The sequence below is a fragment of the Lysinibacter cavernae genome (genome assembly GCF_011758565.1).
GTDB classification, from domain to species: domain Bacteria; phylum Actinomycetota; class Actinomycetes; order Actinomycetales; family Microbacteriaceae; genus Lysinibacter; species Lysinibacter cavernae.
The window spans coordinates 70,722-84,811 of record NZ_JAAMOX010000003.1; the positions used below are offsets into that span (position 1 = coordinate 70,722).

Consider the following 14,090-nt stretch of genomic DNA (forward strand, 5'->3'; position numbering starts at 1 on the left):
TTAGGGCTGCTCGAAGATCACAACCGGCTTGAGCGTGATTCCGCTCTCGCTGTCGGCAAACGCCTGGTTGATGTTGGCAAAGTCATAGCGCTTGATGAGCTTGTCAAACGGGAACTTCCCGTCGTTGTAGAGGGAAATGAGCTTTGGGATAAAAGCCTGAGGAACCGAGTCTCCCTCAATGACCATGCTCAGCGTCAGACCCGACATCAAGAGGGTGCCGATGTCAACACTCGCCTCCGTTCCCAACGCCGCCGCGCCAACAAGCGCCGCGTGCCCAAGGATTCCCATCGAGTTCAGCATCTGCGCAAAGACAAACTTATTGCCCGTTGTGTCGAGCGCGTAGTCGACGCCACCGCCGGTGATCTCCTTGATCCGCGCCGGCGCGTCTTCGTTCTTGCTATTAATGGTGTGTGTCGCGCCAAGCGTCTTGGCAAATTCGAGGCGGCTATCGACGATGTCAACAGCGATGATGATGGAAGCGCTCGACGCAACGGCGGCAAGCAGGCCGGACAGCCCAACCGCCCCGGTCCCAAAGATCACAACGCTGCTTCCGGCTTCGGGCTTGAGCACGTTAAGCACCGCACCAGCGCCGGTCTGGATACCGCAGCCGAGCGGGCCGAGGAGCTCAAGCGGCGCATCCTTGCTGACCTTGACGATGCTGCGCTCGGCGACGTTGCTGTAGGTCGAGAACGAGGATTGGCCGAAGAAGTGCGAGCTCACCGGCTGTCCGTCTTCGTCGGTAAAGGCCTTCGACCCGTCAGTGCGCGAGCCTCCAAAATCGAGCTCGAAGAAATTTACACAGTACGACGGGTGTCCGGACAGGCACGATTTACACGTGCCACACGTCGCGAAGCTGAGCACAACGTGGTCTCCTGGCTCAACGCTTGTGACTCCTGGCCCGACGGCATCCACAATCCCTGAGCCTTCGTGCCCGAGGACGGCGGGAAGCGGAGTTGGATACCACTGGTCTCGAACGATTGCGTCGGTGTGGCACACTCCCGAGGCAACCATTCGAACGCGAACTTCTCCCTGCCTCGGTTCATCAAGTTCGAGACGTTTCAACACAAGGGGCTGTTCCTTGTGGGTAACGACGGCGGCTGAAACCTGCATGAGTCCTCCTCAATCACACGGAAGTGCGCCACCACGCAGTGGGCACTCCCACCAGTATGCTCCGCTTACCGTCACGCTTCCTGAACTCGTTGGCTAACCGTCACTGCCAATCCGAGGCTGACCGGCTCAAAGGGAAGGTTCGATGCCTCAACGGTTGAGAGTCTCGGTACACTATGACCCGTGGATGATGCAGCACTCGGCCAGGAACAAAACGGCAACACGGTCTCACAACCGTTGGCGCTGGCCCTGACCGCGACCATCGACGCGGCGGTCACTCAGCTTGAAGACGCACAGGTGCCCGACGAGGCGCTGGCGACCCTCATCCCGTCGCAACGCGTCCGGCTCATCAGGCGCAAAGCCCGCTTTGAACCCGCTGGCCGGGTGTGGCGCCTTGGTGTTTTCCTCCTTGGGCACGACGGGCGTCTGTACGGAGTTGGCGAGACCACTCGGGCGGTGGAGCCCGGACATCCTGGGTATCAGTCGGCATCGCAAGAGCAGCGCCGCGAATACCGGGCGATGGCATTCGCTGGGCCTTTTGCACGAGGAGACGTGCTCAACTTTAATACCGTTGCGCTGCCAATCGAGTCAGGCACGACCTTCGCTGCCGAGGCACCGCTCCTCGTTCACGAGGGAACCGCCCGTGTCCGGTGGCGACCTGGGGCTGGCCAGGCTGAAGCGGTACCGTTTGACTCGTACCTGGCGGAGAAGATCGATCTGGCGATTGGTCTGCTGCCTCCCTCGGCATAGAACGCGATCGGCAGCGCACCGTAGGTTTGGTACGCTGCCGATCGTTGTGACGTTTTCTTGTTGGCGCTAGGCTCCAACTGCTGGGAGCGTAGCCGTGTCAATGACAAAGCGGTAGCGCACGTCCGACCGGAGTACGCGCTCATACGCTTCGTTGATCTGGTCGGCCGAGATGACCTCAATTTCGGCACCAAAGCCGTGCTCCGCACAGAAGTTGAGCATTTCTTGGGTTTCTGCAATTCCCCCAATGTTTGAACCGGCAAACGAGCGTCGCCCGCCAATCAGGCTAAACGCGTTAACCGGCAGGGGCTCTGCCGGAGCGCCAACGTTGACCATGACGCCGTCAATGGCGAGCAGGCGCAGGTAGGCGTTGATGTCGATTGCGGCGCTCACGGTGTTGAGGATGAAGTCGAAGCTTCCGGCGAGCTTGGTAAAGGTCTCGGGGTCGCCGGTGGCGTAGTAGTGGTCGGCACCGAGCTTGAGCCCGTCTTCTTTTTTGTTGAGTGTCTGCGACAGCACGGTGACTTCGGCGCCGAGCGCGCTGGCGATCTTGACTCCCATGTGACCGAGCCCACCGAGTCCAACGATGGCAACTCGCGTTCCGGGGCCAACACCCCAGTGGCGGAGGGGCGAGTACGTAGTGATGCCGGCGCAGAGCAGGGGGGCCGCAACGTCGAGGTCGATTCCCTCTGGGATGTTCAGCACGAAGTTCTCGTTCACCACAACGTGTGAGGAGTATCCGCCCTGGGTAATCGTGCCGTCACGGTCGACGGCGCCATAGGTTCCAACGTTTCCGTTGAGGCAGTGCTGTTCGAGACCTGCGAGGCAGCTTGTGCATTCGCCACAGGAGTTCACGAGGCAGCCAACGCCGACCCGGTCGCCAACCGTGTGCTTGGTCACGTTCGAGCCAACCTCGGCAACGATTCCCGCAATTTCGTGTCCGGGGGTCAGCGGGAACTGCTGCCCGCCCCATTCTCCGCGAACGGTGTGGATGTCGGAGTGGCAGATGCCAGCAAACTTGATGTCAATCAGCACGTCGTTTGGGCCAACGTCGCGACGTTCAATGGTCGTTGCGATGAGCGGTTCGGTTGCTGAGGGGGCTGCATAAGCGCTTACGGTACGCATTGTTTCCTTCGCTGGTTGTAATGATGACTGTCGTCTGTTGTGAGTGTACGGCGAACAGCTCAAGAGTCGCTGACGGCGCAGCGCACTCTAGGCAATAACAACGGGTTCGTCTTGGTATTCCCGCGACAGCAGCCTGTACGATTTTGTCGCAAATGCGCCAAGCGCCAGCAGGACCATGACAAGCCCAGAGATCAGGAACACAAGCGCAATACCCCGCGCCTCTCCGTCGCCAAGCAGCCAAGACCAGGTGGCTGTGCCCGCGTCCGTCTCCATGTAGGGGATGATAATGAATTCGGCGATGGGCGCGATGAGGAACGCGGTAATTGGCGCGGCGGCCGATTCGAAGGCTTGAGCAAATCCGAAGACTCTCCCCTGCCTCTCGTAAGGAACCACCTTCTGGATGACCGTTTGCTCGGCTGCTTCCACCGCTGGGATGAGGGTCATATACAGCCAGATGCCGCCCGCGTAGAGCCACCACCAATCCCGCAGGGTAAAGAGAGCGCCAAGCACACCCATGATGGCGACCACGATGAGCATGGTGCGAATCGGATTCTTGCCAAGACCAAACTTGGCGATGAACAGCCCACCAATGATGAACCCGGTCGAGGCGACGCCAAGCACAACACCCCAGAGTTCAACGGGAAAGAGTTCAAGGCCGTACGGGTCCATGAGCGCCATGTAGACGCCACCAATGAGGTTGTTAAACGTGGAGAAGATGATGAGGGCAAACAGACCACTCGCCGCCCGAATCGCGGTGATGCTCCCCCGAAGGTCAATGGCGGGGGCTTTGCCTTCTTCTGTACGAGGGGCCTCTTCGGGGATGCGGAGGAACAGCAGGTGCACGAGCGCGAGGGCCGTGAGGACAAGCGCGATCACGAGGGTCCAGCCCATCCCGAGCAACCCAATCGACAGCCCGCTAAACATGCTCGTCACGATGAAGGCGAGCCCCTGCACCGTGCCAACAAGACCGTTGGCGTTGGCGTGACGCTCCTGCGGCACGAGCAGGGTGACCGTCGTGGAAAGCGCGATGTTCCGCATATTTTCTACCACAGCGCCAAACAGGATGATGCCAGAAAACAACCAGAACATCGGCCCGCCCAAGTCGAGCAACGCCGCCTCAGGAAACGAAAGATACAGGGCCCCGGCGACAGAGAAGGATGCCAGCGTGACGATGCTGGCCAACACCATGACTCGATGCTTGCGATGCCGGTCGACGATCGTGCCAAAGCCGATCGAAAAGATGGCGACCAGCAGCATATAGGCACCACCAACGATGCCGGTTGCGAGTACCGAGCGAGTCTCAAGGTAGACCCAGAAGGTCAACGCAAACCAGAGGAACGACGTGGTGATGTTCGCGAGCGCAGTATTGACCAGGATCTGGGCAAAGGTGCGCATCCCGCTAGCAGGTGTTGCTGGCGATTTGATGGTCGGCGCTGACGGTTCCAACATGCAGTTAAGGATACGTCCGGGTGCCGACATTTGCTCAGAAAAAACGAGGTCAACTGCGGGGCCTCGCTGCCGGTGTTCTCGACGCCATCGACATTAGGCCCCAATCATTGGCCCTGGCTGTCTCGTTCGCCCGCGCTCACCACGAAGAAAGCCCCTCTCCGGGAGGTTGCACTCCTGACGGGGGCTTTCGTGGTGGAACTCATGGGAATACTGTCGAAAGTTGCCCCACCTTTGCGGCGTATGGCGAGTAGACATCATCTCATCCGCCAACGCCTGCTTCCCAAGGGCCTAAGCCACAAGAATAAGACACTTCGACTTGCACCGTTGAGTGAAGCGAATCTTGTCTTGGCTGAAGCTCAATACAGTTCCGGGGCAACCCTGAAAACCATTGCGGTTGAATTTGGAATCACTCGACAGTCGCTTGCTTCGCAACTCCGCCGTCGTGGAGTACACACCCGACGCCGAGTACCTGGCCCCACAGAGATTGCGGAGATGGTACGTCGGTATGAGTCTGGAGAATCGCTAGAACGTATTGGCAATCATCTCAAGTTTTCAGCTGGTACCGTGCGCAGTCGATTGTTCGAGGTTGGAGTTGCAACTCGTGATCTGCAGGGGAGGGCGCGTTGACAATTCAATTATGGGCTCCGGGGTCGGCTCGTTTTTGAAGCACACACAGCGTCTCATCGAACCTCCAATTAGCGCTTACTGTAACGTATCGCAGCACGAAAGTAGTTCGAAGAAACAAGGTATATGCAACGACGCTGAGAGATGAAATGCCGACATACAACGCAAAAACCCAGCCCCAATTTTGGAGAGTCTCCAGAAAGTCGGCGCGCTCGGAGGCAGGCAGCAAGAATTGGATAAGACTGGAGGCTTGAACCTTGTAGTTAAAGATAATCCCAATCACAATGTTACCGAGGGATAGCACGAAACCAATTAACGCAGGGAACCGGAGACAAAGCCAGTTGCTAATGGCGGCCATTAACGCATACGATGCGAGGCCAAGGTTCCGCGGGATGTCCTGGGTGAAGATTGAAGACACTAAGCCGAATATGGGGCCTTGTGGGAAGTCTTGCGCAATCCAAGACGTAGCAACTTCGGCTAAAAGCCAGATCGTCGGGAACCCTAGCAGCCACCGCCATTTCTGCGTCTTTTGAGCTTTACGCATCGCTTTACTGATCGCACTCCAAGCTTGAGCGACGTCGGTACGCGCGGCCTGAGCTGAAATGTACATGGCTCTGAGTTCTGCAAAAATAGATTTCATATTTTGAACTCTGCCAGCAGCCGCTGACATTACTCGTTGGGACATAAGCTCTTGAATTTTGATCTATAGATTTTGCTTATGCCCACTAACCAACATGCAACTATCGCCTCTCTTTCAGAGGCTAATTATGAACGCAACTGTAAAGTGTCCGCTGGTGCGGGGCAGTCCCGAAAGATAACCGGCCCGCACCAGCGAAGTTTCTATCCTTTTGATCGTCGAGGATCATTGCCAGGAGAAATCGTATCCTTTGCGCGAATTGCACCGTTTACACCATGGATGTTTAGTTCACCTCCACCTGCATTACGGATGATCTGCCGAGCTTGGTCTACTGCATCTGCCTGCGTGCTGTGATGTCCAGAAGCACGCTGCGCTCCAGGTTTTTTCACATCCCAACCACCATCAGGGTTAGGAACCACGTGCCTTGAATTATCGTCTGTCATATTCTCACTTCCTTTCACTATTTAGCAACAACACTCCCATACACCTCTGACATTGCAAGTCCTTTCACCGACAATTTGCATACTGTCTGCCTGTTCTCCTAGTCTCATGTGCCCTGGATACACATGGCACCCTGCGCGAATCATTGCGACTGAGGCCAGGGACGCCGAAAAGAGGGTCACCTTGATCCGTTAGCATGATTTTCAGGCGGTAGGCCGAAGCTGGAAGAGGAGGGCACCCTACGGGTGCTGAGTCCCGCGCTCCCAGCGGGGCGTCCATTGAGTTGGCCCGCTCCAAGAAGCGCAAACCAACTCCGATCGGAGCCTGCTGGGCTTGGCAGCACATAGCGGCTATGCCGGGCTCGAACCGGAGCTATCAATGCCTGACCACCTGAGTCTCTTGCTTTTGGGGATAAGCCTCCCGTCCGCGACCATCTTGCTAAATGGAGCCATCCGAATCTTTATCATCCTCGTTGCGCTTTACACGCACGACGGGAAGCGTCGAAAGACAGCGCTTCAGATCCTAGATCGAACTACTCGAAAGAAAAATGCACCTACAAGAACGGATGCAGCGAAACCTGAATACGCTGCGCTTGCATTTGCCCCCCCCCCCCCCCCTCACCGTCATCCAACGGAATGCGCACGACAGTCCAACCGACTAAAGGCCTGAACCGTCTTCATCATGGCCTTCAGTTCTCTGAACAGGGCTCAGTACTGTGAGGATCCATACTTTCGCGGCTTTGACGATTCCCCCATATACCTGCGCCAGCTCTTCAGCAGCGTATGGTGCTGATTCCCCCTAAACGAAACCACCACTTTGCCAAAGTCAGGCTCAAGATACATGGGCTCATTTTCTTAACGCTAATTGTCTACTGGGTCATCAATTGTGATCTCGTAGCCTTCAATACGAGAGAGATAGCCTCGCTTACGGAGCAGCATCAGGTAGCGAATAACACGGTATAGGAGGACACCAATAACAGATACGCCATAAAGGATGACCGCACCCAAAACTAACGCAGAGAAAAGGATCGGGGATGTCACGAGGGTCTGCAATACGGCCCAGATACTCGTTTCCGGGTCGGCTGCACGCTGTTGTTCAATAAGCTTCAATATAGGTTGTATCGCCGGTATCGCTGCGATGACTGCAACGACAACTCCAAATAATGCGATCCTGTTCGAAGCTTTCGCTACTTGCGCGCTTGCCCGAGTGCTCGCCCTTTCTCCCAACATACTCGTGCCACTCCGCACCACATCAAGGATCTCAGGGCCACCAAGATCGTTCAGAACATGACGAGAGATGTTGCGAGCAGACCCAAAACGGTAATACGCACCTCGCGCTTCCTTTTCCAGTTCCAAGGCTGTTCGGTACGTACGGAGCACTTCGCGCTTGCCCGTTCGAAAGTCAGCGATCCTTTGTTCAAGGCTACGTAGTCGAATATAAACGAGCCCAATTCGTTCGTAGATGAGTGTGTGATGCAGATCAAGAATACCAACGCGCCATTTCCGCAGATGTACTATAAGGGCAGAACCCGCTGTAGCGTAGATACGCATCCCCGTGTGAGCACTCAGGTTTGGTCCGGCGCTCAACGTGATCTGATCACCGACATTTGGTACTTTACGGATCGACATCCGCGCTATGTCCTGCGCATGATTCTCGGCCCATTCTGCGCAACAAGTCCCTGGCCCTACCATAATCACGGGATAGGTGTATGACGGGCCACTCTCGAAACCCTCAATATCGTGCAAAACACGCCCTACAACTGTATCCAACCAGTCAGTCACAGAGGAAGGTTGCTCGTGTTCCAAGACACGAATTCGAACACCACCTTCCCGCTCTTCAGCCCAATCACCACCAACCCACTTCGCCCCCGGGGCAGCATAGGGCTCCGGTATACGGGAAGTTCTGAACACCGGTGCTGCCGGAAAAGATGCATCAATAACCTCGGCAGGAGTGCAACCTCTGGGAAAGTGGACCCCGATCACGATTTGCATCACACCCTCACGGTGTAGCAGTACCCGAGGTTCCAAGGTCACTGTTCTCTCTTTGTCTCCGATTTGGATGGTATGTCTGGTCTCGCGCAAAAAGAAACGGATGTACGCATCGATGTCTTCTCGCTCGCTCCAGAACAAGTGCGCATCAATGTCCTTCTCAACAAGCGTGACCTTTTGAACGTTCAGAAGCATGTTCTTAATTTCAGACATCGTAGTGTCAAATGATGCGGTGTCCTCAACGACACCAGTCGAAATTGCGTTGCGGCTACTTTGAACCATACGAAGCACTCGGAACGCTATCACTGGATGGGTAAAGACGCCCGCCACAAACGACCAAAACCCAGTTAACTTTTCCGTCCAAGCCTTGTTGCGGTTCAGGCGCGCCATACTACGCTCAACCTTCGCAAGAGATAAAGGAAGGCGAGCCATTTCATCCGAGGGCCATGCAGCACTTGTCACGAACTCGCTGTCAAGAAACCGCTTAGCTGCCCTGCCCAAGTCGATTCGTTTCGAAATCGCGACAGTATGAACAAAGTACACGACCGCCTCGTCAAGCTCTCCCACATGCGCTTCAGACGCGGAGAGGCATTTAGACACAACGAGCTCCGCACGTTTCGACCCTCTGCGCAACCATCTCAACATTTGCAATCCTCTCGATTCCTTCGCAGCATCTCTAAGGCTCCCACGTAGGCATTTCTACGCTCAGATCAACATGTCAACGCTGGCTATAGCGGCGTGTCGGCCTCGTCCCACCGAACAAAAACGTACCGAGGGAATCACGGTTCTTTGACTGCACTCGACTCACGCTATTTACGATACTGCCTTGACCAATGACGAGACATACAACGACATTAAATGAGCGTCTTTCCTAGCCTCGTCATGGGCCTGACTGATCGACATTTCACCGCGAAATCCTTACTCAACTCACATCGCCGTGGGCGAAAGAACCTCCCAGAATGACGCACAACAATCCATTTTTAGAACTTGGCCCGGGCCCCACCTGGTGCAGTGACATGAACTCGCGCAACCCAAAAGCCATACTCACCGCGCGGTCTCCTAAGCAGTAACTAGGAGAAAACGAGTAGCCCCTTACCCGTGCATCAGGATCAAGAGAAGTAGATGCTCAACCAACCCGGATTTCAACCTGAACTGGGGAAATGAAACCATCATCTCACCATCCGGTCACTCTCCTCCGTGCAGTCTCCTACATCCGCGTATCTACCAGCAATCAGGCCGGCCGCAATGGTGGCGAAGGTCTCTCTATACCAGCTCAGCGAGAAGCGATCCGCCGTAAGGCCACAGAACTGGGTGCGCTCGTCGCAGCAGAATTCGTAGATCGCGGAAGAACAGGTCGCACACTCAACAGACCTGGGCTACAACGATTACTTGAACACATCAAAACTACTCCGCTCGATTTCGTGATCGTTCACAAGATCGACAGGCTCGCAAGGAATCGAAGCGACGATGCAATACTCACCGCGAAAATTACCACTGCAGGAGCCCGTCTCGTCTCAACGACTGAAGTGATCGACAGTACTCCCAGCGGCGCGCTCGTTCATGGCATTATGGCTTCAATCGCAGAGTTCTACTCACGAAACCTCGCGACCGAGGTGTTGAAAGGAATGAGGCAGAAAGTGCAGCAGGGAGGAACCCCAGGGCGAGCACCACTCGGATACCTCAACCTGCGCAAATACGACCACAATGGGCAAGATACCCGCACCGTCATAATTGATCCTGACCGCGGTGAACATATTGCTTGGGCGTTTACCGCGTATGCATCCAGTGAATGGAGCGTGAGTCGCCTCGCAGTCGAGCTCAACACGCGCGGCCTCACACTCAAGTCGCGGGCAGCATCTCCCCCGCAACCGGTCACCGTGAGAACAGTTCACTTTCTTCTACGGAACCCCTATTACAAGGGTGTCGTCACGCTGAACGGTGAGGAGTTCACCGGCAACCACGAACCCCTCGTCGATCCGGTCACATGGGCCAAGGTTCAAAAGGTTCTGTCATCGAAACGAAACGGGCAACGGTCACGAACTCACGACCATTACCTCAAAGGCACAGTCTTCTGCATCGAATGCAAAAACCGACTGACCCTGCAAAGCACCTACACTCGTCACGGCACCACCTATACGTACTTCGTTTGCCACAAGCAGAGAAGCCCCGATTGCCCGCAGCGAAAGGCGTTACCCGTAACTCAGGTTGAACAGCGCGTCGTTGATTACTACCGAACCATCGAACTGAGCAGTAGCCAACGGGAGAATCTTGAAGAGGTGATGCTTGCCGAGCTTCACCTCAAACAGAAGCTGAATGAAACACGTCACACCGACCTCGACGCAGCGATCACAAAGCTGAAATCGCATCGAGCCAAACTACTCGACGCTCACTACGCCGACGCCGTCCCGAAAGACCTGTTTCTCAGCGAGCAACGACGCCTCAAATCAGAACTGGCACACCTCACGATCGAACGAGCAGCCACCGAAACCGATCTTGATGCTCTCAGACGAGAAGTAGATGAAACTCTGAACCTTCTTGAGAATGCTCACACTGTCTATGAACTTGCAGACGACCAACAGCGAATAGAACTCAACCAACTGCTTCTAGCACGCGTGTTCCTCGGCTACGAGCCTGAACAGATCCGGGTCGAACTCCACGAGCAACACGCAGATATACGACAGCACCCAAAAATTCGCTAAAGCGGCGCTTCGATTTTCAGAGGGGTGTCCGTGGCCGCACCACGACTGATGCTCTCGTTCAGCGGCATATCGGCGGAGCCACACCTTCCAAACCCCTCTGGTTGCCTACAGTCTCTGCAAGAATGAAGGCGTGCCAAACCTCTATGACGACGACCTATCGGAGCTTCAAAGCTTGCACTTCATCCAGGAATCTGACTCTGCGAAGCACTTGCTCGCGTACGGTGTTCGGGCACTCCAAACTGCCGCGTACATCGAAACGACGCGCGATCCGATCATGACAATGCTCTCGATTGGTGTTGAGAAGATGCTGAAGCTCGGTCTGGGCCTCAACCACGTCTCGGAAAATCGCACCTGGTTGCCCGTGAAGGTGCTCAAGAACGAGTACCGCCACAACATTGTCATGATGGAAGGGCTGTTGCGAGAGGTGATCCGAGACAATGTCGGAAAGGCGACCCATCGCTACTGGGTGAATGAGGCAATTGCCGCAGTGGAGAATGATCCTGTTTGGCCGTTGCTCGTAGCGGCGTTGAATCGGTATGGACAGGAGGGTCGCTTCTACTACTTGGACGCGCTAGCCGAGAATCCTCAACGTGAAGAAAGCCCGCAAGTGTTCTGGGAAGCGGCCGAACACGTCGTCCTCGAGAACGAACCTGAGCTCGAGGCATTGTTCCATCGGATGATCGCCGACTACACGCTGTCGGACGAATTTTACAGAAGACTCAATGAGCGGATGGCAGAAAGTTTGCAGCGATACTGGGACTTGGTCGCAATGGCTGGTGTTCAGGGTGTGTTTGGTGACCGGGGTAAGGCCTGGGGTCACGATTTCAATAATGTTGGTCGCCAGATTATCGGCGACTAGCGGCTGGATCAGCTGCCGATCTGGAGCAGGGGACGAGTGCCGCTTCCGAACTATCGAGTGCAGGCCTTGTTGTATGCGAGGAAGCAGAACTAGCGGTTCCTGGGTCGATCGTCGCGCGGTCAAGGACACCCCGCTGAAATCCGAAGCTTCTCAACGCTCGAATTTTAATAAGAACAACGTGGTGGACCTAAGGGGATTCGAACCCCTGACCTCCTCGATGCGAACGAGGCGCGCTACCAACTGCGCCATAGGCCCTTGCGGTTGTTACACTACCAGACCTCGGTGGCCCCGCTTTGCATCCAGCGCCTAGATCCGGCGAAGGTACCGAGCGCGAGCAAATAGGTAAAACCCGTAGAGGATAAAGCCGGTCGCCACGAGTGTGAGCAGGATGGTCCCAGCAGGCAGCGCCGCAACGTATTTAAGTGCTCCGTCGAGGCCGCCGGCCTGCTCGGGATCTGCGAACACCGCGGCAGCGATAAAGAGACCGCCGACAACAACTAGCGCCGTTCCCTTTGCGACGTGGCCTGCGACGCCAAAGACCCGGACAACGCGGTCCGTGACCAGCGAGCCAGGGGTCTCGAAGTCTTCTCGAAAGTTCTGCGAGACGCCGCGATAGATGAGCCCAAAGCCAACGCCAGCGACCGTTCCGCCAACCGCGCAGAGCACAATAATGCCCCCGGGGCTGCCCAGCATGACTTGGCTAAATGTTCGTGAGTTCTCGGCGCTATCCGAACGACCTCCGATCGCGAAGTAGAGCGATGCGATTCCCATACCCGAGAATCCCATCGCCTTGCCAACATCCTTGAGCCGGCGAAACTGCAGCGTTCGCCAGTTCGGCGCGGTCTCCCAGACGACGAGGGTCAGCTGCCAGAGGGCGAGCCCGAGCAAGGCGACGCCAGCGATCCAGAGCACGAGCGTGCCTCCTGGTCCGGCGGCAACCGCTGCCAGGGCGCCAGACTGGTCGGCGCTCCCCGTACCTCCCCACGCGATGGTGAGCGCGATAAAACCGATGAGCATGTGCACAAGCCCGTTGGCGGCCAGCCCAGCACGCGCTATGCCGCGGACGGTTGAGCTTTGGTTCGTACGCTGAGCGACTTCCGCGACACGTTCCTTGGCTTCTGCGAGTGCCTCAGCCCGGCGATCGGATGCCTCGTGTTTGGCGGCCTTTCCCACACCAGACGCAACGAGACCGCTGGCGTATTCGCTGCCGTCGTCCCCGTGTTGCTGGCGTTCGGCCACGGCCCCTAACCGACGTTTCGGCGGCGGCGGAGCACGCCGTCGAGGTCGGCGGTGCCAAGTTCGGTCTCGTCGATAACGCCCATTGAGCGCAGGCGGCGCGCGTCTGGGAACTGACCAGCGGCGGTTCGCGGGGCCTGGCGAGGACGCTCAACGCGAGGTGCGGTTGTCGCGATATCGAAGACGGGGGTTACCTCTGCGCGGTTGGCGTCTGCAAGCTGACGAACCGGAGCGACGCGCTGCGGAGCAATGTTGGGGACCTCGGCTGCGCGTTCAGCAGCACGCTGGGCCTCCTGCGCGAGGGCGGCAGCCCGGCGGAGGCGATCTGCAGCATCGGCCGCGGCAAGTGCGTCAACTGCCTGCGTGCTGCGGGAGAGGTAGAGGGGCTTTGGCAGCGGGCGAGGCATCCAGGAACGGTCCTCAGCAACCTCTGCCTCAACGGCTGCGGCCGTATTGACGTCCTCATCAAGTTCAAAGGCGTGCACAACCGCGGGCTGGGCAACTCGCTGAACCGATGGGCGGGGCGCAACAACGCGCAGGCCAAGGAGACTGACAACGGTGAGGGTCAGGCCCACGATCAGAGCCGTAGCAGAGGCACCTGTGGCGAGTGAAATACCGCCAACAACTGACACGACCACACCGGCGAGAAGCGCGAGGGCAACAGTTGCGCGTACGCGTCGCGCCCGCGTACGTCGGGCGTGCGCAACGGCGGTCGAGGGTGCTGTGGATGAAACTGGCTTTGCCATGGTCTTTGCCTCCGCTTGTGCCGCGCGCGCAAGGCGTGCCGCATTCATCTTTGCTACCTTTGCGGCCTCTGCAGCCGCGGCCTCTGCCACTCGCTTGGCCTTTGTAGCCTCGGCTTCCGCCTGAGAAATCTGTTGGCGACGAATTGCCGCCTGTGCTGCCTGCTCGCTTCGCAGGATTCGTTCCTGTGCGGCAGCCTCGCGTGCCGTAGCTTCGAGGCGAACCTCAGTTGGGACCTCCGAGGATTCGGCAAGCACTCGAATCGTGCGCTGGATTCGGAGGGCGTTCTGCTCCGTTGCCGAGAACTGCCGCTTACGCACCCACTGCGGGAGAAAATAGACAGCCCACAGCGCAGCGGTCACAGCGACCAATACACCGCCTCCGAGCACGTCACCTGTCATGACTCAAGGGTAAGAGATGAACGACGTTTCGGG

Annotated in this window: 11 protein-coding genes and 1 tRNA gene; 3 read left to right on the forward strand and 9 right to left on the reverse strand. The window is 57.1% G+C overall.

Translation table 11 applies throughout. The features are described 5' to 3' along the window. Positions 1-1,110, reverse strand: coding sequence for an NAD(P)-dependent alcohol dehydrogenase (locus tag FHX76_RS14330; protein WP_167151877.1), 1,110 nt, complete (start codon positions 1,108-1,110; stop codon positions 1-3). Positions 1,111-1,290: 180 nt separating this feature from the next. Here FHX76_RS14330 and FHX76_RS14335 point away from each other — a divergent pair, with 180 nt between their 5' ends. Then, the gene (locus FHX76_RS14335) at positions 1,291-1,857 is read left to right on the forward strand and encodes a hypothetical protein (RefSeq protein ID WP_167151879.1); all 567 of its coding nucleotides are present in this window, start codon (positions 1,291-1,293) and stop codon (positions 1,855-1,857) included. Positions 1,858-1,923: 66 nt separating this feature from the next. Here FHX76_RS14335 and FHX76_RS14340 read toward each other — a convergent pair whose 3' ends face one another. The 5 genes from FHX76_RS14340 to FHX76_RS14360 form a co-directional block, all read right to left on the reverse strand. Beyond that, the gene (locus FHX76_RS14340) at positions 1,924-2,979 is read right to left on the reverse strand and encodes an NAD(P)-dependent alcohol dehydrogenase (protein ID WP_167151881.1); all 1,056 of its coding nucleotides are present in this window, start codon (positions 2,977-2,979) and stop codon (positions 1,924-1,926) included. Between the two features lie 87 nt (positions 2,980-3,066). Then, positions 3,067-4,428, reverse strand: a complete 1,362-nt coding sequence (locus FHX76_RS14345) for an MFS transporter (protein WP_386761942.1) — start codon at positions 4,426-4,428, stop codon at positions 3,067-3,069. 631 nt (positions 4,429-5,059) lie between these two features. After that, entirely contained in the window at positions 5,060-5,692 is a 633-nt protein-coding gene (locus FHX76_RS14350; protein ID WP_167151883.1) for a hypothetical protein, read from the reverse strand. 200 nt (positions 5,693-5,892) lie between these two features. After that, the gene (locus tag FHX76_RS14355; RefSeq protein WP_167151885.1) at positions 5,893-6,132 is read right to left on the reverse strand and encodes a DUF2188 domain-containing protein; all 240 of its coding nucleotides are present in this window, start codon (positions 6,130-6,132) and stop codon (positions 5,893-5,895) included. Positions 6,133-6,990: 858 nt separating this feature from the next. Beyond that, positions 6,991-8,685: a hypothetical protein gene (locus FHX76_RS14360; protein WP_167151887.1), complete on the reverse strand. Its 1,695-nt coding sequence runs from the start codon at positions 8,683-8,685 to the stop codon at positions 6,991-6,993. A 593-nt stretch (positions 8,686-9,278) separates the two neighbouring features. On the opposite strand from FHX76_RS14360, the gene FHX76_RS14365 reads away from it, so the two are divergent. Both FHX76_RS14365 and FHX76_RS14370 read left to right on the forward strand, forming a co-directional pair. After that, positions 9,279-10,817, forward strand: coding sequence for a recombinase family protein (locus tag FHX76_RS14365; protein WP_167151889.1), 1,539 nt, complete (start codon positions 9,279-9,281; stop codon positions 10,815-10,817). A gap of 130 nt (positions 10,818-10,947) precedes the next feature. After that, on the forward strand, positions 10,948-11,676 hold the full coding sequence (locus FHX76_RS14370) for a hypothetical protein (protein WP_167151891.1): 729 nt from the start codon (positions 10,948-10,950) through the stop codon (positions 11,674-11,676). A gap of 179 nt (positions 11,677-11,855) precedes the next feature. Here FHX76_RS14370 and FHX76_RS14375 read toward each other — a convergent pair. The 3 genes from FHX76_RS14375 to FHX76_RS14385 form a co-directional block, all read right to left on the reverse strand. Next, positions 11,856-11,931 (reverse strand) — tRNA-Ala (locus FHX76_RS14375). A 51-nt stretch (positions 11,932-11,982) separates the two neighbouring features. Continuing rightward, positions 11,983-12,915, reverse strand: coding sequence for a DUF1206 domain-containing protein (locus tag FHX76_RS14380; protein ID WP_167151892.1), 933 nt, complete (start codon positions 12,913-12,915; stop codon positions 11,983-11,985). 5 nt (positions 12,916-12,920) lie between these two features. Then, positions 12,921-14,057 carry a hypothetical protein gene (locus tag FHX76_RS14385; protein ID WP_167151894.1) on the reverse strand — a complete coding sequence of 379 codons (1,137 nt, stop codon included), beginning with the start codon at positions 14,055-14,057 and terminating at the stop codon, positions 12,921-12,923. Positions 14,058-14,090: the final 33 nt, after the last annotated feature.

Bases quoted from the DNA above. Each gene is read 5' to 3' on its own strand.
- FHX76_RS14330 (WP_167151877.1), bottom strand. From the start codon at position 1,110: ATGCAGGTTTCAGCCGCCGTCGTTACCCACAAGGAACAGCCCCTTGTG.
- FHX76_RS14340 (WP_167151881.1), bottom strand. From the start codon at position 2,979: ATGCGTACCGTAAGCGCTTATGCAGCCCCCTCAGCAACCGAACCGCTC.
- FHX76_RS14345 (WP_386761942.1), bottom strand. From the start codon at position 4,428: ATGTTGGAACCGTCAGCGCCGACCATCAAATCGCCAGCAACACCTGCT.
- FHX76_RS14350 (WP_167151883.1), bottom strand. From the start codon at position 5,692: ATGAAATCTATTTTTGCAGAACTCAGAGCCATGTACATTTCAGCTCAG.
- FHX76_RS14355 (WP_167151885.1), bottom strand. From the start codon at position 6,132: ATGACAGACGATAATTCAAGGCACGTGGTTCCTAACCCTGATGGTGGT.
- FHX76_RS14365 (WP_167151889.1), top strand. From the start codon at position 9,279: ATGAAACCATCATCTCACCATCCGGTCACTCTCCTCCGTGCAGTCTCC.
- FHX76_RS14385 (WP_167151894.1), bottom strand. From the start codon at position 14,057: ATGACAGGTGACGTGCTCGGAGGCGGTGTATTGGTCGCTGTGACCGCT.